We start from the raw sequence: 25,275 nt of genomic DNA, 5'->3' as shown, positions 1-25,275 counted from the left end.
CTCAGAACAGCGATCCCTGATTGCCGGGCTCTTTGGCCTTGCCCGCCGGCTTGGCCACGGCTTTCGGTCTTGCCGTGCCGCTGGTGGCAATCGCATCGGCGGTGCCGTCGGCGAACTCCAGCGAAAGCGCCATTCCCGACGCCACTTCGGTGGCATGTTTGATCACCGCTCCGTCGGCGTCCTTCACCAGGACGAAGCCGCGCGCCAGGACGGCCTTGTGCGAAAGCGTGGTCAACAGGCGGTCGGCCTGGCTCAATTGTCCGCGCAAGCGCTCGAGCCGGACGGAGATCACCAGATCCTGCCGCCGCGCTAGTGCTGCCAGCGTGTCCCCTTGCAGCTTCTGGCGCCGCGCGATCGGCGCAGGAGACAGCCGCGTCGCGGTGCGCGAAAATCGTGCGCGACGTTCGCGCACGATGGCAAAAAATGCCGCTTGCGCGCGGGCGAGGTCGCGGCCGGTCAGCGTGCGGGCTTCATTCATGCGCCGCGACAGCGTGGCCGGCGTCAGCCTTTGGCCTTGAAGCCGCGCCCGCTTGCGGTCGACGCTGACGGACAGCGCCCGGCCGAGCCGGCTTGTCGCCTCGTCGAGGCGGCGGCGCGGCAGCGCCAGCAACTGATCGGGCGAGGGCAGCGCACGGGCGGCGGCACGGGCGGCCTGCCGCTTGCGCTCGAAATTGCGCAAGACCGCCGCCTTGAGCCGCGCGCCAAGGCTGGCAAGCGTCGCTTCGAGGTCGGCCTTCACCGGCACCGCAAATTCGGCGGCACCTGTCGGTGTCGGGGCCCGGCGATCCGCGACGAGGTCGATCAGCGTCCAGTCGGTCTCGTGGCCGACAGCCGAGATCACCGGAATGGCGGAGGCTGCAACGGCACGCGCCAGCGCCTCGTCGTTGAAGCTCCAAAGGTCTTCGAGGCTGCCGCCGCCGCGCGCCACGATCAGCAGATCGGGGCGCTGGACGGCACCGTCCCAGGCCAGCGCGTTGAAGCCATTGACAGCGGCGGTCACTTCCGCGCCCGCCGTCTCGCCCTGCACGCGCACCGGCCAGACCAGCACATGCAATGGAAACCGGTCCTTGATGCGGTGAATGATGTCGCGGATGACGGAACCTGTCGGCGAGGTGACGACGCCGATGACACGCGGCATGAACGGCAGCAACCGCTTGCGGCCGGGGTCGAACAGGCCCTCGGCCTGCAGTCGGCGCTTGCGCTCTTCCAGCAGCGCCATCAGGGCGCCGGCGCCGGCTGGCTCCAGATTGTCGATGACGATCTGGTAATTGGATTTGCCGGGATAGGTGGTGAGCTTGCCGGTGGCGATCACCTCCATCCCCTCTTCGGGGCGGAATTTCAGCCGGCTCATCGTGCCCTTCCACACGACGGCGTCGAGCCGCGCGCGGTCGTCCTTCAGCGCAAAATAGGCATGACCGGACGAATGCGGCCCGCGATAGCCGGATATTTCGCCGCGCACCCGCACATTGCCGAACACGTCCTCGACGGTGCGCTTCAGCGCGCCGGAAATCTCGCTCACCGTGTATTCGGTGGCGTTGGTGCGTGATTCGGATGCTGCCTCGCTCATTGGCCGATTGGGGAACGGTTGGACGCTCGCGTCAAGGCATCTGTGACGGACCACGCGTCATAACGTGATCTTAAGCCTGCTTTGATTGAGTTGCATTCAACGAAGCTGGCCAAGGACGCATGAGCGCAAGCGGACATCGCAGCCCATTGACGTATCAGGTCACGCTGACCGTGCTGGCGCTTGCCGCTTTTGCGCTGGTCATGGTCGTCGGATTTGGCTTCTACGCGGCCGTGCAGACCGATCGTGCCTCGCTTGAGCGACAAAAGGTATTCTTCGCCAACGGTTTGCAGGATCAGATCGCTACCGTGGAGCGCGAGCAGGAAAGTATCTCGGTCTGGGACGATTCCATCCTCAACGCCAAGGCCGGCAACCAGCAATGGATGGTCGAGAACATCAGCGTCTGGATGTACACCTACTACGGACACAACCGTGTCTATGTGCTGGACGATGCAAACCGGCCGATCCACGCCATGCAGGAAGGCAAGGTGATGCCGCTGGCCGTCTATGGCGCGGATGAGCCTGCTTTGCGGCCCACCATCGAAAAGCTGCGCTTGCTGATCGCTCAGCCGCCGCAAGCGAACGCATCCGGCGGCGCGACCAAGATGGTCGCCGAGGACCTTGTGTCGCTTGGGGGCAAGCCCGCGATCCTCAGTATCGCACCGCTGGTGCCAAGTTCGGACCGCGTCACACAGGCGCCGGGGAGCGAATATCTGCATGTCTCGATCGAGTTCATCAACGACGCTGTCATCGGCAAGATCGCGGAAAAATATCTGCTTGATGGCGCGCACCTGCTGCTGTTGTCGCAACCGGTCGACTCAGCAGCCATTCCGCTGATGAATTCACGCGGTGTCATCCTCGGTTACATCGGCTGGGATCAGGAGCGCCCCGGTCTGACACTGGTGCGCAAGGCGGGCCCGGCATTGGTCGCTGGCGTGCTGTTTGCCGCGGGTGCATTGATCTTTCTCCTGCGGCGCCTGCGGCGGACCTCGCTGGCGCTGCAGACCAGCCAGGCGCAGGCGCAGTATCTCGCCTTTCATGATACGCTGACGGGCCTCCCCAACCGGGCTCTCTTCGAGGACAGGTTGCGGCGGGCCTTGCTGACGACCGGGCGCGATACGGCAAGGATGGCGCTGTTTTATCTCGATATCGATCGTTTCAAGCATGTCAACGACACGCTCGGCCATCCCGCCGGCGACGAGCTTGTGCGCCAGACGGCAACAAGGCTGCAGCAGACGATTCGGGAAATCGACACGGTGGCGCGGCTTGGCGGCGATGAGTTCGCGATCATTCTGGTCGATGTTCGCGACATCAGGGCGGCCGAGGATGTTTCGGAACGGCTGCTGCGGAAAATGCAGGAGCCGTTCAGGCTGATGGACGATCAGGTCTTCGTCAGTGTCAGCATCGGCATAGCCTTGGCGTCGGGTCCGCAAGTTGATGCTGACGACCTGCTGCGCAAGGCCGATATTGCGCTTTACGAGGCCAAGAAGAACGGCCGCGGTCGCCATCAGATCTTCGCAGGCGACATGGACGACCTCTTGCTGCATAAGCGCAAGGTCGAGAACGAGCTCCGCAGCGCCCTTGCCGGCGGGACCGGGATAAAACTGGCCTATCAGCCGATTTTCGCCGCGGATGGCAGGACGATCGCCGGCGCCGAAGCGCTGATCCGCTGGGCGCATGAGATCCATGGCGCGTTGCCGCCCCAGCAGTTCATCGCCATTGCCGAGGAACGGGGCATGATCGGTGAACTCGGCAAATGGGTGCTGGCCGAGGCCTGCCGGTTCGCCGTCGGCACGCAATTACCCTGGGTGGCCGTCAACGTCTCGCCGCTACAGCTGCGCGATGCCGGGTTCGCCGACGAGGTTGCGTTGATCCTTGCGGAGACGGGCTGGCGCCGTCGCGGTTGCAACTCGAGATCACCGAAAGTGTGCTTCTGGAAAACAACGACACCACCAGGACGGTACTGGCGGCCTTGCGCCAAACGGGCATCGGGGTCGCGCTCGATGATTTCGGCACCGGCTATTCTTCGCTGAACTACCTGCGCCGCCATGCCATCGACAAGCTCAAGATCGACCGTTCCTTCGTGCGCCTTCTCGACCATGATCGAAGTTCCACTGCGATCGTCAAGGCGTTGGTCGACCTTGCCATCGCTCTTGAAGTAGAGGTCACCGCCGAGGGGGTCGAGACCGAGGAGCAAAAGGCTCTGCTCGTCGGCATGGGCTGCCATCAGTTGCAGGGCTATCTGCTGTCGCCGCCGCTGGAGCCGGCCCAGATGCTGGCCCTCGCAGGCCTGTCGCCCGGTGAGGGCAGGTCGGCTTTTTCGGCTCTTGGGTGATCTTCCTGTCAGGGAGGATCTGGCCTACCAGCCCGGCAGGATCTGGTTCGGCTTCGTCCGCTTCATCTTGGCATAGGCGAGGGCTGCGAAGTCGAATGTCCCGGTCTCTTCGCCGATCGGCACGGAAATATTGTCCAGGCTTTCCGAAATGTGGCGGGCAAGCGCATCGACGATCTCCGGCCGCGACGTCTGGCCGCGCATGATGCCGATGCGGCAATCGGGCAGGGCGCCGAAGCCGTCGGCTTCGCCCAGCACCCGCATGCCGGGCCTCAGCGCGCATTCCGGCAGCACCGAGATCGCCAGGCCGGAAAGCACCGCGGCGGTGATGACGGTTGCCGAGAAGCTGGTGAACAGGATGCGATAGTCGCGGTTCTGCTGGTCGAGCACATCGACGGCGGCACGCCGCCAGATGCAATTTGGCCGGCCAAAGGCCATCGGCAGCGTCTGCTGTTCGTGCGTCGCATGGTTGGCGGAGGTGACCCACAGCAGCGGCTCGCGCCGCACCACCTCCGACTGGCCGCGTACATCGTTGTGCGTCACCAGCGCCAGGTCGAGATTGCCGCGCTTTATATGCTCGACCAGCCCTGGCGTCGGCTCGCAGATGACGGTCAGTTCGACGCGCGGATTGGACCGCGTGAACCGCGCCATGATTTCGGGCAGGAAACGGTCGGCATAGTCGTCCGGCGTGCCGATGCGGATCGTGCCTTCGAGCCGCCGGTCGTCGAAGGCGGCCAGTGTTTCGCGGTTGAGATAGAGCAGCCGCCGCGCATAGGAGAGCAGCTTGTCGCCTTCCTCGGTCAGCCTGTTGGTACGCCCGTCCTTTTCGAACAGCGGTTTGCCGATCCGCTCCTCCAGCCGGCGCATCTGCATCGATACTGCCGACTGGGTCCGGTGCACCTCTTCGGCCGCCCGCGTAAAGCTGCCGGTATCGGCAATCGAGATGAAGGTCTGCAACTGATCGAGATCGAGTGGCGCTTTCATCGGTTCAATCCATCACTAGTGTTGATGCCTAGGATTAGAAACATTCGTTGGATTAATCAATCGGTCGATGGCAAATTGTCATTGTCCACATGAAGGCATGTGACTCGAAGCCGGAACGGCCGCTGTCGCCAGCGCCGCTTGCCTGGTTTCGTCCGTTCGAGTCTGAAGGAGACCGACATGACCACGTTTGATTTCGCCACCGAGACTTCGCGCATCACCTCGCGTCCGGCCGTTGCGACGCGCGTGGCAAACACCGTCTCCAACGTTTACCGCGCCTGGAAAAACCGCCGCGCCTTCTATCGCCTTGGCGAGATGTCGGATTCCGAACTCGCCGATATCGGCCTGACGCGCGCCGACCTCCATGTCGCCATCGACATACCGTTTGGCCGCGATCCGACGAAGATCTTGCGCGCAATCGCCAGCGATCGCGTCGAAACGATCGAGGACCTCGCCCGCAAGGTGGCCTGATCGCCTGGCTTGGTCGCTATCGCATCGGTTGCCGTGAACCTTTTTAAGGTTCGACGCGACAGACGAGTATGCAGGCCCCACTCCCCGCCGGATCCCCGCCGGCCCGCCTGCACTCTGGCCCGGTCCTCCCAGGACCGGGCTTTTCTTTTGAAGGGCCGATCGGGTTACCGCCGGTCCATGTCCCGCTTGAACTGGTCGAAGATCGTTTCCACGCCCTTCTGATACTCGTCACGCTGCTGGGCGCCAGTCTCGAACATCTTGCCGAACAGGTCGTCGAACGGATTTCTCGGCCGGCCGCTCGGATTGGTCTGCGGTTGCGGCGCCTGCCGCTGCGGTGGTGCCTGTGGGTGTTGCGGCGCCGGCTGTCCGCCCCCGCCGAAGCCGCCACCACCTTGCCGCAGCATCTCCTCGAAGATCTTGCCCAGCGGGTTGTCGCCATAGGGGCTCTGGGTCTGCTGTGGTTGCGATTGCTGCGGCTGCGGCGCCCCACCGCCGAACATGTCTTGCAGCACCTTGCCGAGCGGATTGTCGCCATAGGGATTGGGTGCCGGCTGCTGCTGGCTTTGCGGCTGCGGGGCACCGCCGCCGAACATGTCCTGCAAAACCTTGCCGAGCGGGTTGTCCATCGGATTCTCCGGCTGCGGTGCCTGGCGTGGCTGCGGAGCGGGGGCTTGCATGCCGCTTTGCCGCATCATCTGCTCGATGATCTCGCCGAGCGGATTGTTGCCGCCGCCAAGGCCGCCGGCGGCTTGCATCTGATTTGTCGTCTGCTTGAACAGCCCGCCCATGACCATCGAGGCGATCGCCGGCAGCATCTGTTGCAGGATCTGCTGGCTGACGCCGCTGGCCTGCGCCGCCTGGCTGGCCACGGCCCGCGACAGGTCCTTCGAACCGAACAGGTGCCCCAAAATGCCGTTGCCCTCATCGACGCCTTGCGGCGAGAAGGCTCGGGTCGCGTCCTCGAAATACTTGGCGTGCTGGCCGCTCGCCATCGCCGTCATGAAGGCGCCGAGCCCATAGGGATCGGCAGTGTTGCGCTGCAGCCCCTGCGAAAAGGCCGGCAGCAGAGCGGCAACGGCCGCCTGAGTCTGCTGCATCGACAGCCCGTATTGTTGGGCAAGGGCCTGCATGCCGTTGCCGTTCTGGGCCTGCGCCAGCATATCGAACAAGGTAGGCATCGGCTTTCTCCTCCGGGAAATCCTAAGGTGGAGAGCCTAATTCGTTTCGACGGCCGATTGAAGCGGCTTTTGCCAATCAAACGGCCGCGCCGACCCTGGCTGGGTTAGTAGGCGTATTCCATGAAAACCGGCTCGATCGAGCCGCCCCAGCGCGTGTGGTAGGCGGAGAGCATCTCCTCGGCGCTGGTGGTGCCGCGTGCGACGACTTCGTCGAGCGTGTTGAGGAACGAGGTTTCGTCGTAGCCGTCGCGGTTCTTGCGGCCACGGTTCTTCAGGCCCATGCGCGAGATGACCATCACGTCGCGGGCGATCTCGCGCAGCGTGGTGTTGCGGAAGGGCGCGGAAATGCCTTGTTCCGGCACCGCGTTGCGCATCGCCATCACTTCGTCATATGTCCAGCTTGAGGTCAGTGCCTCGGCGGCGTCGAGCGCTGCCTCGTCATAGAGCAATCCGACCCAGAAAGCCGGCAACGCGCAGATGCGCCGCCACGGCCCGCCATCGGCGCCGCGCATCTCGAGGAAACGCTTCAGCCGCACGTCCGGGAACAGCGTCGACAGATGGTTCGCCCAGTCGCCCATCGTCGGCAGCCCGTCCGGCACTTCATTGCGGGCGGCCCCGGCCATGAACTGGCGGAAGGTGATATGCGTCATGTCGTGATAGTGGCCGTCGCGGATGACGAAATACATCGGCACGTCGAGTGCCCATTCGACATAATCGGCGAAACCGAAATCGGGTGAGAAGCAGAAGTCGAGCAGGCCCGAGCGCTGGTTGTCGGTGTCGCGCCAGATGTCGCCGCGCCAGCTCTGCAATCCGTTCGGCCGGCTCTCGGTGAACGGCGAATTGGCGAACAATGCCGTCGATAGCGGCTGCAGCTTCAGAGACACCTGCATCTTGCGGCGCATGTCGGCCTCGCTCTCGAAGTCGAGGTTCACCTGGATCGTGCAGGTGCGGTACATCATGTCGAGGCCCTTGGTGCCGACCTTTGGCATGTAGCGCGTCATGATCTCGTAGCGCGACTTCGGCATTTTCGGCGTCTCGGCCAGCGACCATTTCGGGCTGCCGCCAAGGCCGAGAAAGCGGATGCCCATCGGCTCGGCGATCTCGCGCACCTGTGCCAGATGCGCATTGCCCTCGCGGCACGTCTGGTGGATCGTCTCCAGTGGCGCGCCGGACAGCTCGAACTGGCCACCCGGCTCTAGCGAAATCGCACCCTGGCCGGTCGGTTCGACCAGGCCGATGATGCGGCCGTCATCGATGATCGGATCCCAGCCGAGTTTTTGCTGCATGCCTTCGAGGATGGCGCGGATACCGCGTTCGCCGCCATAGGGCACAGGCGCGTTGCCGTCGACATAGAACGGGAATTTCTCGTGCTCGGTGCCGATGCGCCACTTGTCGCGCGGCTTGTTGCCTTCGGCCAGATGCTCGACGAGTTCATCGACGCCTTCGATCGGGCGGAAATCGGTTGTGTCGCGCGCCATGATAGAGCCCTCCGCACATAATCCCGAAAATCGGCTTTCGATTTTCGGAAAGGATCACGTGCCCCTTCAAGTGTTACAGCGTCCTTTGCGCGTCCGAAAGGACACGCGGAGTTGTAGGACGGTCGGACGACCGCCGGCGCTAGATGGACGAAATGTCAGTAGTCGATCAAGCGAAAAATCCTGAGCCACAGGTCAACAGGAATTGAACGATACTGCGCTCTCCGTCCCTTGCAAGGAATGAAGTCTCACCAGTCTCCGACGGTTGCCTGGATCACCGAAAGTGCTGCCACCGCCGCCGTATCGGCGCGCAGGATGCGCGGTCCGAGCGGAATGGCTGTCACGAAGGGCAGCGCCCGCAGCATCTTGCGCTCGTCATCGGAAAAGCCGCCTTCGGGCCCGACCAGCAGCCCAAGTTTCTTTTCCCTGACCGCCTGCAGAGCCGGCAGCGGGTTGTTGGTCGAGGCGTCCTCGTCGCAGAAGATCAACCGCCGCTCTCTGTCCCAGCCGGTCAGCAGGCGGTCGAACTTTTCGGCTTCGCGCACCTCCGGCACCGCCAGGATGCCGCATTGTTCGGCGGCTTCGACGACATTGGCGCGCAGGCGATCGATGCTGGGCTTGGCCACTTGCGTGTGCTGGGTGATCACCGGCTGCAGGATGCCGGCGCCCATCTCGACAGCTTTCTGCACGAGATAGTCTAGCCGGCCCTGCTTCAGCGGCGCAAAGCAGTAGATGAGATCGGGCAGCGGCGGTTGCGGCCGTTGCAGCGTCAGCACCTTCAGCCGCACCGCCCTTTTTGATTTCGCCGCAATGGCGGCCGACCATTCACCGTCACGACCGTTGAACACCAGGATTTCGGCGCCTTCTCCAAGCCGCAGCACATGCAGGAGATAGTGGCTCTGCTGCTGACCGGCATCGAACTCGATCTCTGGCCGCAGACCGTCGGGCACGAACAGGCGTTGCATCTTGTAGTTGGCGCGCATCGCCGAGGAATGAGCGAGCCGCCCGCCGGCGTCAAGCCTCGGCGGTCGGATGCCACACCGGCCGAAAGCCATGCTGCAGGACGGCGAGCGTCGTGGCCGGCGTCAGCAGCGCAAGCGCCTTGCCTTCCAGCAGGCTGAAATCGCCGGGTGGGCCATATCCGGCAAAGGACCAGCGCACCGCCTTGCCGCCGCGCAAGGCATAGGCGGTGCCGCCATCAGCAAGCATCGCACCGTCGGGAAGACCGGCAAGGTCCTCGAGGGCCAGCATCGGTGGCTTGCCACCGGACGCCAGCCGCTCCTTGTGCAGCCGCTTGTCGACCTGCGGTGCGCGCGGCTCGGAAATACCAAACGCTTCACCGAAGCGGCCGACGAAGTCCCTGGCCCGTTCGCGCTGGCAAAAGAAGCAGGGGCGATGCCCGGCCGCCAGCGCCGTCACCTCGTCGAGGAAGAACAGCTCGGTCCAGCCGGCTTTGCCACCCAAATGGTCGTCGCTCTTCCGGTTGCGGCCCATCGGTTCGCGCCGCACGTTACGGAATTTGCAGACGCAGATGATCCAGGCCGGAAGCGCCCAGCGCTTCTTCAGCAATGTCCTTGTCTCGGGATCGTGGATGATGCCGCGATTGCCGGTAAACAACCCGCGCTCGGGCACGGCATGGATGGCGCCGAACGGATCGACCCGGTTCTGCAGTGGCATAGCTTTCTCCCGCAACACGCATCTTGGCTGCAATGCTGGCGGCATGATATCGCTCCTCGCATCATTTTCATGTCATCAGGGTTTTGCGATGCGGGTGCTGGTGGTCCAGAACTACGACAATACCGGCCTTGGCCAGGTTGGTGCCGCCCTTGCGGAAGCGGGTGCCGATCTCGATCTGCGCTTGCCTTACAAGGGCGATCCCCTGCCGGATGACGCGGCCGGGCACGATGCCATGGTGGTGCTCGGCGGTGGCCAGAATGCGCTGGCCGACGACGACTACCCCTATTTTCCGGCACTGCTCGAACTGACCCGCGATTTCGCCGACAAGGACCGTGCCGTGCTCGGCATCTGCCTCGGCAGCCAGCTCGTTGCCCGCGCCTTCGGTGGCGAGAACCGCATCGGTGGCGCCAACGAGTTCGGCTGGCACGGCGTGTCGCTGACGCCGGACGCCAAGGCCGATCCGGTGCTTGGCTCGTTGCCGGAAAAATTCCCGATCTTCCAGTGGCACGACGACACGTTCGTGCTGCCTGAGAACGCCGTGCGGCTCGCCGGCAACGATGTCGCCGAGAACCAGGCGTTCCGCGTCGGCCGCGCCGTCTACGGCTTCCAGTTCCATTTCGAGGCCGACCGCCCGATGGTGCAGGACTGGAGCGCCTCCTTTGCCCCGACCATCGCCGCGCGCCATCCCGACTGGGCCGGCAAGCTCGATGGCGAAATGGCCCGTAACGGGCCTGATGCCGACGCTGCCGGCCTGGCCATCGCCCGCGCCTGGGTCGCGACGATCTGAGAGACTGTTTGGAAATTCCACTCTGGCGGCCATCTGATGGCGGTTTCTGCGCTTCCGTTGCTCACGGACCAAATGTCCGCTGCGCTACGGTTCTCGAAACCACCACCATATGACTCGCCAGAGCGAATTTCGAAACAGTCTCTGAGCGTCCAACCCTCGGCGCCTCGCCGCGTGACATAATTGGCACGCAGTGGTGAAACCGCCTGGGGAAAACCCCTTTCATCCTTGGCTTGTGTCCGCCCATCATCCTAGAAGGCGCGCGCTCTGCATCGGCTGTGCAACCGCGATGAACCTTTGGTGTGACCCGCGCGACACACCGTCGATACAGAACGCGCCTAGAAGCGCGAAATCGTCGAAACTTTGAAGCGAATTCTCCGTTTCAACGCATTGGTAACCGCCCGGTGCACAGATGCACAAAGCTCAACAAGAGATGACCTCCGTGAAAGCAGCGCTTCTGTCCTTTGCCATGTTGTCCGCCATCGTGCTGTGCGGCCTCGGCATCTATTCCGCTGACGCAGCCAACAACCACAACGCCGTCGACGGCTACGGCGTCACCGCCTCGCTTCGCTAAAAGCCGGAACGTTTTCGCGTCCCCGGACGCGCCGCTCACGCTTCCTTTGTCGTCCCAGGCTCCTTGATCGTGATCGTCAGGATGCGTTTGTCCGGGCCATCGACGACGAGCGCGGTGAGCATCCCTGATTGCCAGGCAAGCGTGTCGACATTGACGCGGTTGGCCATCACTTCTGCTTCCGGCACCGGCGTGTGGCCGTGCACCACGATCTTCGGGAACAGGCCCTGGTAATTGTGGAAGATGTCGCGGATCCATAGCAGATCCTGCGGGTTTTGCCTTGCCAGCGCGATGCCCGGCCTGATGCCCGCATGGCAGAAGAAGAAATCCCCGAGCGTCAGCGAAAGCCGCAGCGATCGCAAAAAATCGATGTGCGTTTGCGGCACCGCCTCGACCAGGAATTGATGTCCCCTGCGCACGGACTCGGCTTTGCCGAACCACATGCTGCCTTCGCTGATTGCCACGCCGTAGGACAGCGCCGTCTGGATGCCGCCGAAACGGATGAAAAGCCCTTCCGGGTCGGGCTTCTTGAGAAAGTCGAGAAAGCCGACGTCGTGGTTGCCGGCCAGCATCAGATGGCGCGGGTCGCGCTCTCGCGCCTCGATCAGGAAGTCGATGACGCCTTTGGAGTCCGGCCCACGATCGACATAGTCGCCAAGATGGATGACGCGCCAGTCGGCAGGCGCATCCCGCTCGATCTCATCCTCGATGCGCCGGTGCATGGCGGCCAGCAGGTCGAGCCGGCCATGCACGTCGCCGATCGCGTAGAGACGCACACCCTCCGGCCCATGCGCGTCGAGAAAATGGATGCCGGGTTCTGCCAACTCTGCGCGGTCTCCGTGGTCAGGCTGTCACGGACTTAGCGCCGGAGCTGGTCCTTGCCCATGTCGGTGACCAGACGCTTTCCGCACAGAGCCAGCGTGATGTCCATCTCCTTGCGGATGATTTCCAATGCCTTGGTAACTCCTTCCTTGCCGAGCGCACCGAGGCCGTAAAGAAAGGGCCGGCCGATATAGGTGCCCTTGGCGCCGAGGCAGAGCGCCTTCAGCACATCCTGGCCGGAGCGGATGCCGCCATCCATGTGCACTTCGATCGTGTCGCCGACCGCGTCGGCAATCTCCTCCAGTGCCATGATCGAAGACGACGCGCCATCGAGCTGCCGCCCACCATGGTTGGAGACGATGATGGCGTCGGCACCGGTCTTGGCCGCCATCAGTGCGTCCTCCTTGTCGAGAATGCCTTTCAGGATCAGCTTGCCCCCCCAGCGTTCCTTGATCCAGGCGACATCCTTCCACGACAGATGCGGATCGAACTGCTCGGTCGTCCAGGAGGACAACGAGGCGACGTCGCCGACGCCCTTGGCGTGGCCGACAATGTTGCGGAAGGTGCGGCGCTTGGTGCCGGCCATGCCCATCCACCAGCGCGGGCGAATGGCGATGTCGGCGATGTTGGCCAGCGTCATCCTGGGCGGCGCCGAAAGTCCGTTGCGGACATCCTTGTGGCGTTGTCCGAGGATCTGCAGGTCGAGCGTCAGCACCAGCGCCGAGCACTTCGCCGCCTTTGCCCGGTCGATCAGGTCGAGCACGAAATCCTTGTCGCGCAGCACATAGAGCTGGAACCAGAATGGCTTCCTGGTCACCGAGGCGACGTCCTCGATCGAGCAGATGCTCATCGTCGACAGGGTAAATGGCACGCCGAACTCCTCGGCCGCCTGCGCTGCCAGCATCTCGCCATCGGCATGCTGCATGCCGGTCAGGCCGGTCGGCGCCAGCGCCACCGGCATAGTCACCTTCTCGCCGATCATGGTCGATTCCAGCGAGCGGTTGCTCATGTCGACCAGCACGCGCTGGCGGAATTTGATCTTGGCGAAATCCTCCTCGTTGGCCCGGTAGGTGCTTTCCGTCCAGGCGCCGGAATCGGCGTATTCGAAAAACATTTTTGGCACGCGCCGGCGCGCGAGGTCCTTGAGATCGGCGATGGTGAGGATTTGGCTCATGAGGGTCCCCGCTTATCAGTCCTGGAAGCGTCTGCGTGTGGGCTCATCTGGCCCCTTCAGAACGTTGCCTGAGCCTCAGCCGCGAGACGCGTTGCCAGTCGCCGCTGCGCTCGGCCTCGGCCATCGACCGCTCGACATAGATCATGTGGTCCATCGCCGCTTGCCGCGCGGCCGCAGGGTCACCGGCCTTCACCGCGGCATGGATCGCCCGGTGCTGGGCAAGCAGCGCGTCGCGCGCGCCGGGCACGGTGAACACCAGCAGCCGGTTCTGGAACACGCCTTCCGACAGCAGCCGGTAGCAGGAGCGCAGCGTGTGCAAGAGCAGGATGTTGTGCGCGCACTCGCAGATCGCGTGGTGGAACTCGACATCGATTTCGGCTTCGTCGTCGAAATCGCCGGTCCGGTGCGCTTCGTCCATGCGCGCCATGATGCGGTCGAGCAGCGCCAGATCCTCCGGCGTGGCGCGTCGCGCCGCATACTCGGCCGCGACGCCCTCGATCTCGCGGCGGTATTCCAGGTAGTCGGCCACCGCCTTGCGATGCATCGAGATCAGGTCCGCCACCGGCTTGGTGAACAGCTGGCCGATGATGTCGGCGACATGCGTGCCGCCGCCGGCCTTGGTCGTCAAAAGGCCGCGCCCTTCGAGCGCCTTTAGAGCATCGCGCAGGATCGGCCGCGACACGTCGAACTGGCGTGCGAGCTCGCGCTCGCCCGGCAACCGGTCGCCGGTGCGCAGCACGCCTTCGAGGATGAGGCTCTCGATCTGCTGCACCACCTCGTCGGCGGTGCGCGAATGCTCGATCCTGGAAAAAATGTCGCTCAACAGAATGCCTGGAAGGTGAACCGCTGTCGTGCAGGATAAAGCCTGCGTCGCCAACTGGTCAAATTATTTATCCAATTGGTCGAAGCGGGTCGATTTTGCCACCCGACGCCATATCGTCTTCGGCTAAACTTTGCTGTTTGCGTCATCTGGCCATTGGCCCTAGAGGGACGCAATGTAAGAGGGTCTAGAGAACCCTGGGGGACAAGCCGTGTCAGACGACCCGTCCAATCTCGAGTTCCAGCCGCGCGCCAAGGGCAGCGTCATGGGTTTTCCCGCGCATGAGGGCCGGCCCGGTGCGCTTGGCGAGGTCCATGCCCGGCCGCATCCGCTGATCGACAAGCCGCGTGTCCTGGTGCAACTCGCCTTCATGACCGAGGGCGGATCCGGTGTCGACCATGCGGTGCTGTCCGAACTATCGCGGCGTCTGGGCATTGCCGCGCCCGACCGCCAGGCCCGCCACCACGCCATGAAGTGGGGCAAGGGCTCGCTGCGCTGGGAGCGGCACACGGAATTCTCGACCTATCTGTGGGAAGGCCCGCTCTCCGAAAGCGGCAGGGCGCTGGAGGACTCGCCGTTCGGCAACGGGTTTTCCCCGCCGGGAACCGTCATCTCGGGGATCAGGCTCGAAATCCGCAAGTGGACGCAAGCGAGTGAGCGGCTGATCGCCGGCTTCGACCCGACCAGCCTGTGCTATTCGCTGGTCGAACGCGGCAACGCCGCCATCGTCACCGATTTCCGCCAGGATGGCGACGGCATGACCCGAATGCTGGTGCTCGACCGCGGCCTGACGCCGGCGCGAACCGGGGCGCTGTCGCAACGGCTGATCGACATCGAAACCTACCGAACGCTGGCCATGCTTGGCCTGCCATTGGCGCTGACCCTGTCCGGCCGCGCCCGCCGCATCGAGGACAGGCTGGCGCAGACCACGCTGGAAATGAAGGTCGCCGAAACCCGCGACAGCCAGACGCTGCTCGCAGACCTGACCGAGCTTGCCGCCGAGTTGGAAGCGGACGCCGCGTCGAGCCTCTACCGTTTCGGCGCCAGCCGCGCCTATGACGGCATCGTCGTCGAGCGGCTGGAGGCGCTCGACGAAGAAGCCGTGCCCGGCTACGACACCTGGGGTGGGTTCCTGCAGCGCCGCGTCGCACCGGCCATGCGCACCTGCCGTTCGGTCGAGGAGCGCCAGGCCAATCTGTCGCGCAAGCTGACCCGCGCCACCACGCTGCTGCGCACCTGGGTCGATGTCGAGGTCGAGAAGCAGAATCGCGACCTGCTGGCGTCGATGAACAATCGCGCCCGCCTGCAACTGCGCCTGCAGCAGACCGTCGAAGGTCTCTCGGTCGCCGCCGTCTCCTATTATGTGGTCGGCCTCGTCGGCTATGTCGCCAAGGGCGCCTCGATCTTCGGCCATGCCTTCGCGCCGGAGGTCGTCACCGCGGCTTCGGTACCCGTCGCCATTCTGCTTGTCTGGTGGGGCGTGCGCCGCGTGCGCCGGATGCATTCCGAGCCCGGCAAGCCGGCGGGCGAATAGGGCTGTACCCGCAGCGGCAGATTGCCGCTGCGGAAGCCCGTCCGGCGGTGACTTTGGACTTTCCGCCAAAGCGGGATTTGCAACCACCGCGCTTCACTGGTAAAAGATTTTGACCAGTCAAGCAAAACGAGGCTGCTGATGTCCGGCCTGGCCATGCCGAAACCAGACGACGCCACGATGCGCAGGCGCGACGAGATCGTCGCCGACATGCGCATCATCGTCCCGGCCGAGGGCGTTGTCGACGCCGCCAATTCCATGCGGGCCTTCGAGAGCGATGGCCTGACCGCCTATCGGCAGCTGCCGCTGGTCGTCGTGCTGCCACAGACGGTGGCGCAGGTTTCCCGCGTGCTGAAATACTGCGACGACCGCAACATCCGCGTCGTGCCGCGGGGCTCCGGCACCTCGCTGTCTGGCGGCGCATTGCCGCTGGAAGACGCGGTGCTGCTGGTCATGAGCCGTTTCAACCGCATTCTTGCGATCGATTTCCCCAACCGCGTCGTCGTCGCCCAGCCGGGCGTCACCAATCTCGGCATCACCACCGCCGTCGAGCAGGAGGGCTTCTACTACGCCCCCGATCCATCCTCCCAGATCGCCTGCTCGATCGGCGGCAATGTGGCGGAAAATTCCGGCGGCGTGCACTGCTTGAAATACGGCCTCACCGCCAACAATGTGCTCGGCATCGAGATGGTGCTGATGAATGGCGAGGTGGTGCGGCTCGGCGGCAGTCACCTCGATGCGGAAGGTTACGACCTGCTCGGCGTCATGACCGGTTCGGAAGGTCTGCTCGGCGTCGTCACCGAAGTCACCGTGCGCATCCTGAAAAAGCCGGAGACCGCACGCGCCCTGCTGATCGGCTTTCCGACCAGCGAGCAGGGCGGCCAGTGCGTCGCCGACATCATCGGCGCCGGCATCATTCCGGGCGGCATGGAAATGATGGACCGGCCGGCGATCCATGCCGCGGAAGATTTCGTCCATGCCGGCTATCCCCTGGATGTCGAGGCGCTGCTGATCGTCGAGCTCGACGGGCCGAGCGTCGAGGTCGATCACCTCATCACCGCCGTCGAGGCGATCGCCATCCGAAACGGTTCGACCACCTGCCGCATCTCGCAGTCGGAGCAGGAGCGGCTGAGCTTCTGGGCCGGCCGCAAGGCGGCCTTTCCGGCGGTTGGCCGCATCTCGCCCGACTATTACTGCATGGACGGCACCATCCCGCGCAAGGAACTGCCGCGCGTGCTCGCCGGCATGCGCGAGCTGTCGGAGACATACGGTCTCGGCGTCGCCAACGTCTTTCACGCCGGCGACGGCAATCTGCATCCGCTGATCCTCTACGATGCCAATGTGCCGGGCGAACTCGACAAGGCCGAAAGCTTCGGCGCCGACATATTGCGGCTGTGCGTCAAGGTCGGCGGCGTGCTCACTGGTGAACACGGGGTGGGCGTCGAGAAGCGCGACCTGATGCCGGAGATGTTCAACCAAATCGACCTCGACCAACAGATGCGGGTCAAATGTGCTTTCGATCCCAATCATCTTTTGAATCCCGGCAAGGTCTTCCCGCAGCTTCGCCGCTGCGCCGAACTCGGCCGCATGCATATTTCCGGCGGCAAGCTGCCGTTTCCGGACATTCCGAGGTTTTGAGGGGAAATGTCGGCGCTTGAACACCCCCCTCTGTCCTGCCGGACATCTCCCCAGCAAGGGGGGAGATTGGCTGGCCGCAGTGCTGGTGCTTATCCTTCAACCAAAGGAGTTTGCGAAAGCCGTGGTGACGATCTGATCTCCCCCCTTGCGGGGGGAGATGTCCGGCAGGACAGAGGGGGGTGGGAAGGATCGCGGCATCTCCACACCTCTGTTTGGCGCAGGCTTCGCCCAATACCCGAGTGAGGTCTGAATTGCTGTTCAAACAATCCTCGCTGGACAAGATCGCGCGCAAGGAGGTGACGCTCGCCTTCCGCCGCTGGAAGCGGCCGACGGTCAAGGCCGGCGGGCGGGTGAGGACGGCGTCGGGCGTCGTGCTGATCGGCGATATTGCGATCGTGGACATGTCCGCACTGACGGAAAAGGACGCAACTGCGGCCGGCTTTCCGGCACTCGGAGCTCTTCAGGAGATGCTGGGCTCCCATGACGGCACCCCGGTCTACCGCATCGAACTCAACGGTATCGAACCCGACGAACGCGTTACCTTGCGTGGCGAGGCCTCGCTTTCCGATGCGGATTGGCACGCCTTGACCGCGCGATTTGCGCGCTGGGATAAGACGACACCGGGTTACTTCCCGTCGATCCTGCGGACGATCGGCGCCCACCCGGAAGTGCGGGCGGCTGAGCTGGCTGCGATGGCCGGCGTCGAAACGCTGAAATTCAAGCAGGATGTCCGCAAGCTCAAGGAACTCGGCCTCACCGAGAGCCTCGAGGTCGGTTACCGGCTGTCGCCAAGGGGCGAAGCCGTGCTCGAAAAGCTCCGGGAGCACAGGCTTTGACGTCTTTTACCCCGACCACATCGGACGAAGTCCTGTCCACCGTCGCCTGGGCGGCGGCGGAGGAATCTCCGCTGGAAATCCTTGGACATGGTTCCAAGCGCGGCATTGGTCGTCCGCAACAGAGCGAACACACGCTCGACCTGTCGAAGCTCACCGGCGTTACACTCTATGAGCCCGCCGAGCTGGTGCTGTCGGCCAAGGCCGGCACACCGCTGGCAGACATCGAAAAGCTGCTGGCACAAAACAGCCAGCAGCTCGCCTTCGAGCCGATGGATTACGGCCCGCTGCTCGGTGGCGAAGCTGGCAAAGGCACCATCGGCGGCGTGCTTGCCGCGAACCTTTCAGGTCCGCGCCGGCTGAAGGCAGGTGCCGCGCGCGATCATATCCTCGGCATCAATGCCGTCTCAGGTCGCGGCGAGGCCTTCAAGTCCGGCGGCCGCGTCGTCAAGAACGTCACCGGCTACGATCTGTCGAAGCTGATGGCCAACAGCTGGGGCACGCTGGCCGCGTTCACCGACGTCACCTTCAAGGTACTGCCCGCCGCCGAGACCGAGGTCACGCTTGCCGTCCGCGGCCTGCTCGACGACGCGGCTGCTGCCACCATGGCCCTGGCGCTTGGCTCCAGCGCCGAAGTGTCGAGTGCCGCCCATCTGCCGGAGCGCATCGCCGCGCGGGTCGCCGGCGGCACGCTTGGCAGCGAGGCCGCGACTTTGCTGCGCGTCGAAGGTTTTGGCCCCTCCGTCGCCTATCGCACCGCCGCGCTGAAAACGCTGCTGGGCAAGGCCGGGCCACTGGAAGAGATTTCCGGCGAGGCTTCACGGCTGATCTGGCGCGATGTGCGCGATTGCAGGCCCTTCGCCGACGGCAGCGAAAAACCGGTCTGGCGTGTGTCGATGACGCCGGGAGAGGGCCACCAGATGGTTCTAACGCTGCGCATGCAGGCCGCCGTCAGCGCGTTCTATGATTGGCAGGGTGGGCTGGTGTGGTTGCGCATGGAAGAGGGCGACCCGGAAGCCGCTTTGCTGCGCGGGCTGTTGAGAAAACACTCCGGCGGCCATGCGACGCTGGTGCGCGCCGCCCCTTCCCATCGCGCCGCCCTGCCGGTTTTCGAGCCGCAGGCGCCGGCCCTGGCAGCTCTTGCTGCGCGCCTGAAGCAGGAATTCGACCCAAGAAACATCCTCAATCCCGGCCGCATGGCCTAGGACTAGAACGCGATGCAGACCAATTTTTCGCTTGCCCAGCTTGCCGATCCGCATGTCGCGGAATCCGAGAAGATCCTGCGCAAATGCGTGCATTGCGGCTTCTGCACCGCCACCTGCCCGACCTATGTCACGCTCGGCAACGAGCTCGATTCGCCGCGCGGGCGCATCTACCTGATCAAGGACATGCTGGAGAACGGCCGGCCCGCCGACAAGGAGATCGTCACCCATATCGACCGCTGCCTGTCCTGCCTTGCCTGCATGACCACCTGCCCTTCGGGCGTCAACTACATGCATCTGGTCGACCACGCCCGCGCCCACATCCAGGAGACCTACAAGCGGCCGCTGCTCGACCGCCTCACCCGCGCCATGCTCGCCTTCGTGCTGCCCTATCCCGCGCGTTTTCGCGCCGCACTCAGGCTGGCGAAGCTGGGCAAGCCGTTCATTGGCCTGTTCGAGAAGGTCCCGGCGCTGAAGCCGCTTGGCGCAATGCTCAAGCTCGCCCCGGCATCGATTCCCGCAGTCTCGCCAATGGCCTCGCCGGGTATCCACGCCGGGCAAGGGGCCAAAAAAGGCCGCGTCGCCATCCTCACCGGCTGCGCGCAATCTGTGCTTGATCCCGCCATCAACGAAATGACGATTGCGCTGCTGACGCGGCTCGGCGTCGAGGTCGTGATACCGCAGGGCGAGGGCTGCTGCGGCGCGTTGGTCCATCACATGGGCCGTGAGCAGGCAGCACTTGCCTCGGCAAGGCAAAATGTCGACGCCTGGACGCGCGCTATCGAACAGAGCGAGCTCGATGCCATCGTCATCACCGCATCCGGCTGCGGCACGACGATCAAGGACTATGGCTTCATGCTGCGGCTCGATCCGGCCTACGCCGACAAGGCGGCGCGGGTGTCGGCGCTGGCCAAGGACATCACCGAGTATCTGGCCGGGATCGAGCTGCCCGAGCCGGTGCGCAAGCCGGGCACGGTCGTTGCCTATCATTCGGCCTGTTCGATGCAGCACGGCCAGAAGATCACCCGCCAGCCGAAGGAATTGCTGACCAAGGCCGGCTTTATCGTGCGCGAGCCGCGGGAGGGCCATCTGTGCTGCGGTTCGGCCGGCACCTACAACATCCTGCAATCCGAGATTTCGGCCAGGCTGCGCGACCGCAAGGTGAAAAACATTGAGGCCACGGGGGCCTCGATCGTCGCCACCGGCAACATCGGTTGCATCACCCAGATCGCGTCCGCGGCGAAGATGCCGGTGGTGCACACGATAAAGCTGCTCGACTGGGCCTATGGCGGACCGAAGCCGGAAGGCGTTGCGGAAGACAGCCTGATCGCCGCGGAGTAGCCTCCGTAGGCTGTCTCGGCGCTCACTCGGCCGCCAGCCTGTCGGCCGTGCCGTAGGTCGCTTCATAGAGCGCGCGCTGCCGGCTGAGCGCCACCATCGTGTTGCGCAGCAGGATCGCCACCGTGATCGGGCCGACGCCGCCCGGCACCGGCGTGATCCAGGAGGCGACCTCGCGCACGCTTTCGGTGTCGACGTCGCCGACGATACGGCTGGAGCCGTCAGGCCCGATCTCCGAATTGATGCCGATGTCGATGACCGCCGCACCCGTTTTGACCATGTCGGCCTTGATCAGCCGCGACTTGCCGACGGCGACGAACAGCGCATCGGCGCGACGCGCATGCGCGGCAACCGATCGCGTCATGTGATGGCAGACCGTCACCGTCGCACCTTCGCTCATCAGCAGGAAGGCGATCGGCTTGCCGACAATTTCGGAATGGCCGACGATGACCACTTCCAGCCCTTTGAGGTCGAGGCCGGTCTCCTTCAGCAGCTCGACCGAGGCGGCCGCGGTGCAAGGCGCGAGGTCGAGCTGGTTGTAGACGATATTGCCGATCGAAGCCGGATGCATGCCCTCGACATCCTTGAGCGGATGCACTGCCGCCTGCAGCGTCCTGACCGGGATATGTGCCGGCACCGGCCGCTGGATGATGATGCCGGTGACGCGCGGATCGGCGTTCAGGCCGTGGATGGCCGCTTCCAGTTCGCCTGATGTGATGGTGGCGGGAAAGCGCCGTTCCTCGAAATCGATGCCGGCCAGCTGCGCCTTGGCGCGCTGGTTGCGCACATAGACATCCACCGCTGCGGTGTCGCCGACGGTGATCGAAATCAGCTTGGGTGGAAACCCCTCGGCTTTGGCGATCGCTGCATCCTCGCGCACGGCGGCAATGATGCGCTGGGCAACCGGGCCGCCCTTGAGATAGCGGCTGTCGTCGGATAGGGACATGGGTGAACCCTTTTGCTTGGTTGCCGCCGACATAGCAAAAGAACATCGCCAAGGGCAGCGCGACAGCGAACCGTCATGCTTTTTGCGCGACGTGCCGACCAGGGAGTGTCTCGCTGACCCTCAGGCTCCGGTCGAAACGGAAAGGGCAGCGCGGTTTCCCGTGCTGCCCTTCCTGACTGGCCGCATCCCCATACGGCCCGTCCCCCGTATCTTCAGACTGGCCGCCAAAAAGCGAGGTGCTTTGCCGGCCAAGTGATTCGTCGCCGGAACTATATCACCTCGACCGTGGTTCCGACATTGACCCGTTCATAGAGGTCGACGACGTCCTCGTTGCGCATGCGGATGCAACCTGACGACACCGCGCCGCCGATTGTCCATGGCTGGTTGGTGCCGTGGATGCGATACTCGGTCGTGCCGATATAGAGCGCGCGTGCGCCGAGCGGGTTCTCCATGCCGCCGGCCAGGTAGGTCGGCAGGTAGCGGCCCTTGGCGGCTTCGCGCTTGATCATCTGCGCCGGTGGGCGCCAGTCCGGCCACTCGCGCTTGTTGGTAATCTTGTGCGTGCCCGACCATTCGAAGCCGGGTTTGCCGGTGCCGACGCCGTAGCGCCGTGCCTTGCCGTTCTTCTCGACCAGAAAGAGGAAATTCTGGGTCGTATCGATGACGATCGTGCCCGGCTTCTGCGGGCCGTCATAGGCGACTTCCTGCGGCAGGTAGATCGGGTTGATCTGCGGACGCATGACCATCCGCTTGGAAGGCGGCTGCACCGCTGCCGTCTGCACCCGGTCAGGCTGCCCCGGTTGCGCGTAGCGCAGGCGCGGCTGCTGCACGACCTGGCGGTTCTGGCGAACGATGCCGGGCGCATGGCCAAGCTGCAGCAGCCAGGGGGCGGAAAGGTCGGGGCTCACCATAACCGGCGGCCTGTCGGCGTAGCGATCGCCGGCGGTTGAAGGCGTGACGCCTGCGGCAAACACAGCCACGGCGCCGAGCACGGGAAACAGAACTGTCTTCATCGGAACGCACCTTGATCGTCTGATACAACCGGGTGGAAACGCCCCCGGTTCGGCGATCATTGGCGCGCAAGCAGCAACCGAAACATGAATCGGAATGCGTAAAATGCGCTGTTGTCAGTAAAGCTTTTGGTGTGGTTACCGCCGGGTTCAGGAATCTGGTAAAGCCGCAGTAAATGCAGCGCAAAGGCGCATTAACGAACGGATCTTTGGCTATGGAAAAAGAAAACACCGGCCTGCTCGCCGGCCCCGACGGTGTCGCGCGTTGCTTTTGGCACGGCAATCTGCCCGACTATCTGCACTACCACGATCATGAATGGGGCCGGCCGGTGGCGGACGACCGCAGGCTGTTCGAAAAGATCTGCCTCGAAGGTTTCCAGTCGGGCCTGTCGTGGCTGACCATCCTGCGCAAGCGGGAGAATTTTCGTGAGGCCTTCGCCAATTTCGAATTCGACAAGGTCGCCGCCTTCACCGACAAGGATGTCGAGCGCCTGCTTGGCAATGCCGGCATCATCCGCCATCGCGGCAAGATCGTCTCAACCATCAACAACGCCAAGTGTGCCCGCGAGATGGCCGATGAATTCGGCTCGCTGGCCGCCTGGTTCTGGAAGTTCGAACCCGGCAAGGACGAGCGGCCCGAAATCGTCGATCTCGCCCATCTGCGCGCCAACCCGACCACGGCGGTCTCGGTTCGCATTTCGAAGGAGCTGAAGAAGCGCAGCTGGAGCTTTGTCGGCCCGACCACGGTCTACGCCTTCATGCAGGCCATGGGCCTGGTCAACGACCATCTCGAGGGCTGCGTCTGCCGCAAGCAAGTCGAGAAAGAGCGAAAGGCTTTCAAGCGGCCGAAGTAGCGGCGCTTGCATCCCTTTGGTGAGTCGCCCGAAGGCGCGGGTGGGTACCTTCAGGTGCCGTTGGCGCTGGCCAGGAAAAGCCCGGCGACAATCGCCACCACCGTGGCCACTGTCGGGTAGATCACCAGCAGGCCGGTCATGAATGCGTCGCGCATGGATGGTCCCTTGCCGGCGTCGGCCGGTATCTCGAATGGACCGGCGGCCTGGCTGACCATTTTCTGGGCGTGGAGGTCGGCTGGACGCAGGCGCGTGGGCACTTCGCCTGCGCCGACGTCGACGGCATGGAATCTTGCTGTGCTGGTCATGGCCCGAACCCCTTCGTGTCGGCGCGACTTATCGGGTGCGATTGTGTCGGCACGATGCCGCACCCATGGCGGGATTGTTTCATTTTTGGTGCGTTTTTGTTTCGAGGGCGCTTCGGCTCTGCCTTCTCCCGGCAGGGAGAGGCAAGGCGGCAAACCCTTGCCGCACAAAGCTGCATCGGTTAGGACACGCGCGCTGCGGAAATAGGAAATTTCCTGCCGCACATCGCCACGAAACACCGAGTACCCATTCCATGGCCGACAAATCGGAAAAGACGAAAGCGCGGCTGCCGCGCGGTTTTGCCGACCGCAGCGCCGAAGACATCCGCGCCGTCGAGAAGATGATGGCGACGATCCGCTCGGTCTATGAGCTCTATGGCTTCGAACCGGCCGACCAGCCGTTGATCGAATACACCGATGCGCTGGGAAAGTTCCTGCCCGACCAGGACCGGCCGAATGAAGGCGTGTTCTCCTTCCAGGATGATGACGACCAGTGGCTCTCACTGCGCTACGACCTGACCGCACCGACGGCGCGCTTTGTCGCCGAAAATTACGAGCGGCTGCCCAAGCCCTATCGCAGCTACCGCTCCGGTTGGGTGTTCCGCAACGAGAAGCCTGGCCCCGGCCGCTTCCGCCAGTTCATGCAGTTTGATGCCGACACGATCGGCACACCGGGCGTGGCGGCGGACGCCGAGATGGCGATGATGATGGCCGACGTGATGGAAGCGCTCGGCATCAAGCGCGGCGACTACGTCATCCGCGTCAACAACCGCAAGGTGCTGGACGGCGTGCTGGAGGCGATCGGCCTTGGCGGCGACGACAATGTCGGCCGCCGGCTGACGGTGCTGCGGGCGATCGACAAGCTGGACAAGCTCGGGCCCGACGGGGTGAGACTTCTGCTTGGGCCGGGGCGTTGGGATGGCGGCAAGGAAGGCGAGGGCGACTTCGCCAAGGGCGCCGGGTTGAATGACGGGCAAGCCGAGGCAGTTCTTCGTGCGACAGCGAGGAATGCACAGGCCGGTCAGGATTCCAGCGTCAGCACGAATGCGGTCTACCAGGAAGGCGTTGGCGAGCTCTCGACGATCGAAGCCCTGGTCCGGGCAGCGGGATACGCCGAAGACCGTATTGCAATGGACCGTTCCGTCGTGCGCGGCCTAGAATACTACACCGGCCCAGTCTTCGAGGCCGAACTGCTGGCCGAGATCCCCAATGAGGACGGCCAGATCGTCCGCTTCGGCTCCGTCGGTGGTGGCGGCCGTTATGATGGCCTCGTCTCGCGCTTTCGCGGCGAGCCGGTACCGGCGACCGGTTTCTCCATTGGCGTCTCCCGGCTGATGACCGCGCTGAAGAACCTCGGCAAGCTCGACAGCGCCGACGTGATCGCGCCGGTGGTGGTGCTGGTGATGGACAAGGACACCGACAGCCTCGGCCGCTACCAGAAGATGGTGGCGGCGCTGCGCGCCGCCGGCATCCGTTCCGAAATGTATCTCGGTGGCGCCGGCATGAAGGCGCAGCTGAAATACGCGGACCGGCGCGGCTGCCCGGTGGCAATCATCCAGGGCGGCGACGAGCGCGCCAAGGGCGAGCTGCAGATCAAGGACCTGATCGAAGGTGCGCGCATGTCGGCCGAGATCACAGACAACGCCGAATGGCGCGCCGCGCGCCCGGCCCAGGTGACGGTGGCGGAAAGCGAGCTGGTCGCCGAGGTTAAGAAGATCTTGGCGGCGCAGGCCGCCGATCGCGTCAAAGGTGGCGCTTGAACACCCCCCTCT

At 64.2% G+C, this 25,275-nt stretch carries 22 protein-coding genes and 1 pseudogene; 11 read left to right on the top strand and 12 right to left on the bottom strand.

Going from position 1 to position 25,275, the window contains the following annotated elements; translation table 11 throughout:
- Position 1 precedes the first annotated feature (1 nt).
- Complete coding sequence (xseA, locus tag AC1DZU_RS29350) at positions 2 to 1,567, bottom strand: exodeoxyribonuclease VII large subunit (RefSeq protein ID WP_477290143.1); 1,566 nt, start codon at positions 1,565 to 1,567, stop codon at positions 2 to 4.
- 119 nt (positions 1,568 to 1,686) lie between these two features.
- On the opposite strand from xseA, the pseudogene AC1DZU_RS29345 reads away from it, so the two are divergent.
- Positions 1,687 to 3,899: pseudogene (locus tag AC1DZU_RS29345) on the top strand (bifunctional diguanylate cyclase/phosphodiesterase).
- 24 nt (positions 3,900 to 3,923) lie between these two features.
- Here AC1DZU_RS29345 and AC1DZU_RS29340 read toward each other — a convergent pair.
- Complete coding sequence (locus AC1DZU_RS29340; RefSeq protein ID WP_184871984.1) at positions 3,924 to 4,880, bottom strand: LysR substrate-binding domain-containing protein; 957 nt, start codon at positions 4,878 to 4,880, stop codon at positions 3,924 to 3,926.
- Positions 4,881 to 5,057: 177 nt separating this feature from the next.
- Between AC1DZU_RS29340 and AC1DZU_RS29335 the strand changes: the two genes are divergently transcribed.
- Positions 5,058 to 5,348: a DUF1127 domain-containing protein gene (locus AC1DZU_RS29335; RefSeq protein WP_477290140.1), complete on the top strand. Its 291-nt coding sequence runs from the start codon at positions 5,058 to 5,060 to the stop codon at positions 5,346 to 5,348.
- A gap of 164 nt (positions 5,349 to 5,512) precedes the next feature.
- Here AC1DZU_RS29335 and AC1DZU_RS29330 read toward each other — a convergent pair whose 3' ends face one another.
- The 4 genes from AC1DZU_RS29330 to AC1DZU_RS29315 all read right to left on the bottom strand — a co-directional run bounded on the left by AC1DZU_RS29330 (position 5,513) and on the right by AC1DZU_RS29315 (position 9,678).
- Positions 5,513 to 6,526 carry a DUF937 domain-containing protein gene (locus AC1DZU_RS29330; protein WP_477290138.1) on the bottom strand — a complete coding sequence of 338 codons (1,014 nt, stop codon included), beginning with the start codon at positions 6,524 to 6,526 and terminating at the stop codon, positions 5,513 to 5,515.
- Positions 6,527 to 6,630: 104 nt separating this feature from the next.
- Complete coding sequence (locus AC1DZU_RS29325) at positions 6,631 to 8,004, bottom strand: glutamate--cysteine ligase (RefSeq protein WP_477290136.1); 1,374 nt, start codon at positions 8,002 to 8,004, stop codon at positions 6,631 to 6,633.
- A 245-nt stretch (positions 8,005 to 8,249) separates the two neighbouring features.
- Positions 8,250 to 8,984, bottom strand: a complete 735-nt coding sequence (locus AC1DZU_RS29320; RefSeq protein WP_477290134.1) for a 16S rRNA (uracil(1498)-N(3))-methyltransferase — start codon at positions 8,982 to 8,984, stop codon at positions 8,250 to 8,252.
- 31 nt (positions 8,985 to 9,015) lie between these two features.
- On the bottom strand, positions 9,016 to 9,678 hold the full coding sequence (locus tag AC1DZU_RS29315; protein ID WP_477290132.1) for a hypothetical protein: 663 nt from the start codon (positions 9,676 to 9,678) through the stop codon (positions 9,016 to 9,018).
- Between the two features lie 88 nt (positions 9,679 to 9,766).
- Between AC1DZU_RS29315 and AC1DZU_RS29310 the strand changes: the two genes are divergently transcribed.
- Together AC1DZU_RS29310 and AC1DZU_RS29305 are read left to right on the top strand one after the other, a co-directional pair.
- The gene (locus tag AC1DZU_RS29310) at positions 9,767 to 10,465 is read left to right on the top strand and encodes a type 1 glutamine amidotransferase (protein ID WP_477290130.1); all 699 of its coding nucleotides are present in this window, start codon (positions 9,767 to 9,769) and stop codon (positions 10,463 to 10,465) included.
- A 439-nt stretch (positions 10,466 to 10,904) separates the two neighbouring features.
- On the top strand, positions 10,905 to 11,036 hold the full coding sequence (locus tag AC1DZU_RS29305; RefSeq protein ID WP_257784452.1) for a hypothetical protein: 132 nt from the start codon (positions 10,905 to 10,907) through the stop codon (positions 11,034 to 11,036).
- A gap of 35 nt (positions 11,037 to 11,071) precedes the next feature.
- On the opposite strand, the gene AC1DZU_RS29300 is transcribed toward AC1DZU_RS29305, so the two are convergent.
- The 3 genes from AC1DZU_RS29300 to AC1DZU_RS29290 are packed head-to-tail and all read right to left on the bottom strand — an operon-like array spanning position 11,072 to position 13,852.
- Positions 11,072 to 11,857 (bottom strand): metallophosphoesterase, encoded by a 786-nt coding sequence (locus tag AC1DZU_RS29300; protein WP_477290128.1) that lies wholly within the window; start codon positions 11,855 to 11,857, stop codon positions 11,072 to 11,074.
- A gap of 35 nt (positions 11,858 to 11,892) precedes the next feature.
- Positions 11,893 to 13,029 (bottom strand): alpha-hydroxy acid oxidase, encoded by a 1,137-nt coding sequence (locus AC1DZU_RS29295; RefSeq protein ID WP_477290126.1) that lies wholly within the window; start codon positions 13,027 to 13,029, stop codon positions 11,893 to 11,895.
- Between the two features lie 43 nt (positions 13,030 to 13,072).
- Positions 13,073 to 13,852: an FCD domain-containing protein gene (locus tag AC1DZU_RS29290; RefSeq protein WP_457151378.1), complete on the bottom strand. Its 780-nt coding sequence runs from the start codon at positions 13,850 to 13,852 to the stop codon at positions 13,073 to 13,075.
- Between the two features lie 208 nt (positions 13,853 to 14,060).
- On the opposite strand from AC1DZU_RS29290, the gene AC1DZU_RS29285 reads away from it, so the two are divergent.
- The 5 genes from AC1DZU_RS29285 to glcF all read left to right on the top strand — a co-directional run bounded on the left by AC1DZU_RS29285 (position 14,061) and on the right by glcF (position 20,394).
- Entirely contained in the window at positions 14,061 to 15,383 is a 1,323-nt protein-coding gene (locus tag AC1DZU_RS29285) for a DUF3422 family protein (RefSeq protein WP_477290124.1), read from the top strand.
- A 138-nt stretch (positions 15,384 to 15,521) separates the two neighbouring features.
- Positions 15,522 to 17,018 (top strand): FAD-linked oxidase C-terminal domain-containing protein, encoded by a 1,497-nt coding sequence (locus tag AC1DZU_RS29280; protein WP_477290122.1) that lies wholly within the window; start codon positions 15,522 to 15,524, stop codon positions 17,016 to 17,018.
- A gap of 251 nt (positions 17,019 to 17,269) precedes the next feature.
- Complete coding sequence (locus tag AC1DZU_RS29275; RefSeq protein ID WP_477290120.1) at positions 17,270 to 17,854, top strand: ASCH domain-containing protein; 585 nt, start codon at positions 17,270 to 17,272, stop codon at positions 17,852 to 17,854.
- Positions 17,851 to 19,056: an FAD-binding protein gene (locus AC1DZU_RS29270; protein WP_477290118.1), complete on the top strand. Its 1,206-nt coding sequence runs from the start codon at positions 17,851 to 17,853 to the stop codon at positions 19,054 to 19,056. The genes AC1DZU_RS29275 and AC1DZU_RS29270 overlap by 4 nt, the downstream gene beginning before the upstream one ends.
- 12 nt (positions 19,057 to 19,068) lie before the next feature.
- Positions 19,069 to 20,394 carry a glycolate oxidase subunit GlcF gene (gene glcF, locus AC1DZU_RS29265; protein WP_477290116.1) on the top strand — a complete coding sequence of 442 codons (1,326 nt, stop codon included), beginning with the start codon at positions 19,069 to 19,071 and terminating at the stop codon, positions 20,392 to 20,394.
- A gap of 22 nt (positions 20,395 to 20,416) precedes the next feature.
- Here glcF and AC1DZU_RS29260 read toward each other — a convergent pair whose 3' ends face one another.
- Positions 20,417 to 21,337, bottom strand: coding sequence for a bifunctional 5,10-methylenetetrahydrofolate dehydrogenase/5,10-methenyltetrahydrofolate cyclohydrolase (locus AC1DZU_RS29260; protein WP_477290114.1), 921 nt, complete (start codon positions 21,335 to 21,337; stop codon positions 20,417 to 20,419).
- Positions 21,338 to 21,606: 269 nt separating this feature from the next.
- On the bottom strand, positions 21,607 to 22,350 hold the full coding sequence (locus tag AC1DZU_RS29255; RefSeq protein ID WP_477290112.1) for a L,D-transpeptidase: 744 nt from the start codon (positions 22,348 to 22,350) through the stop codon (positions 21,607 to 21,609).
- A 212-nt stretch (positions 22,351 to 22,562) separates the two neighbouring features.
- Between AC1DZU_RS29255 and AC1DZU_RS29250 the strand changes: the two genes are divergently transcribed.
- Positions 22,563 to 23,201, top strand: a complete 639-nt coding sequence (locus tag AC1DZU_RS29250) for a DNA-3-methyladenine glycosylase I (protein WP_477290110.1) — start codon at positions 22,563 to 22,565, stop codon at positions 23,199 to 23,201.
- 50 nt (positions 23,202 to 23,251) lie between these two features.
- Here the strand turns inward: AC1DZU_RS29250 and AC1DZU_RS29245 are convergent, their stop codons facing one another.
- The gene (locus tag AC1DZU_RS29245; RefSeq protein ID WP_477290108.1) at positions 23,252 to 23,506 is read right to left on the bottom strand and encodes a hypothetical protein; all 255 of its coding nucleotides are present in this window, start codon (positions 23,504 to 23,506) and stop codon (positions 23,252 to 23,254) included.
- 251 nt (positions 23,507 to 23,757) lie between these two features.
- On the opposite strand from AC1DZU_RS29245, the gene hisS reads away from it, so the two are divergent.
- Positions 23,758 to 25,263, top strand: coding sequence for a histidine--tRNA ligase (gene hisS, locus AC1DZU_RS29240; RefSeq protein ID WP_477290106.1), 1,506 nt, complete (start codon positions 23,758 to 23,760; stop codon positions 25,261 to 25,263).
- Positions 25,264 to 25,275 lie beyond the last annotated feature (12 nt).

The sequence above is a fragment of the Mesorhizobium sp. P2_A12 genome, from assembly GCF_056405075.1.
The sequence above is the reverse complement of the archived record's forward strand: the minus strand, read 5'-3'. Positions and strand labels throughout refer to the sequence as shown.

Bases quoted from the DNA above. Each gene is read 5' to 3' on its own strand.
- xseA (WP_477290143.1), bottom strand. From the start codon at position 1,567: ATGAGCGAGGCAGCATCCGAATCACGCACCAACGCCACCGAATACACG.
- AC1DZU_RS29340 (WP_184871984.1), bottom strand. From the start codon at position 4,880: ATGAAAGCGCCACTCGATCTCGATCAGTTGCAGACCTTCATCTCGATT.
- AC1DZU_RS29335 (WP_477290140.1), top strand. From the start codon at position 5,058: ATGACCACGTTTGATTTCGCCACCGAGACTTCGCGCATCACCTCGCGT.
- AC1DZU_RS29330 (WP_477290138.1), bottom strand. From the start codon at position 6,526: ATGCCTACCTTGTTCGATATGCTGGCGCAGGCCCAGAACGGCAACGGC.
- AC1DZU_RS29325 (WP_477290136.1), bottom strand. From the start codon at position 8,004: ATGGCGCGCGACACAACCGATTTCCGCCCGATCGAAGGCGTCGATGAA.
- AC1DZU_RS29320 (WP_477290134.1), bottom strand. From the start codon at position 8,984: ATGCGCGCCAACTACAAGATGCAACGCCTGTTCGTGCCCGACGGTCTG.
- AC1DZU_RS29315 (WP_477290132.1), bottom strand. From the start codon at position 9,678: ATGCCACTGCAGAACCGGGTCGATCCGTTCGGCGCCATCCATGCCGTG.
- AC1DZU_RS29310 (WP_477290130.1), top strand. From the start codon at position 9,767: ATGCGGGTGCTGGTGGTCCAGAACTACGACAATACCGGCCTTGGCCAG.
- AC1DZU_RS29295 (WP_477290126.1), bottom strand. From the start codon at position 13,029: ATGAGCCAAATCCTCACCATCGCCGATCTCAAGGACCTCGCGCGCCGG.
- AC1DZU_RS29280 (WP_477290122.1), top strand. From the start codon at position 15,522: ATGTCCGGCCTGGCCATGCCGAAACCAGACGACGCCACGATGCGCAGG.
- glcF (WP_477290116.1), top strand. From the start codon at position 19,069: ATGCAGACCAATTTTTCGCTTGCCCAGCTTGCCGATCCGCATGTCGCG.
- AC1DZU_RS29260 (WP_477290114.1), bottom strand. From the start codon at position 21,337: ATGTCCCTATCCGACGACAGCCGCTATCTCAAGGGCGGCCCGGTTGCC.
- AC1DZU_RS29255 (WP_477290112.1), bottom strand. From the start codon at position 22,350: ATGAAGACAGTTCTGTTTCCCGTGCTCGGCGCCGTGGCTGTGTTTGCC.
- AC1DZU_RS29250 (WP_477290110.1), top strand. From the start codon at position 22,563: ATGGAAAAAGAAAACACCGGCCTGCTCGCCGGCCCCGACGGTGTCGCG.
- AC1DZU_RS29245 (WP_477290108.1), bottom strand. From the start codon at position 23,506: ATGACCAGCACAGCAAGATTCCATGCCGTCGACGTCGGCGCAGGCGAA.
- hisS (WP_477290106.1), top strand. From the start codon at position 23,758: ATGGCCGACAAATCGGAAAAGACGAAAGCGCGGCTGCCGCGCGGTTTT.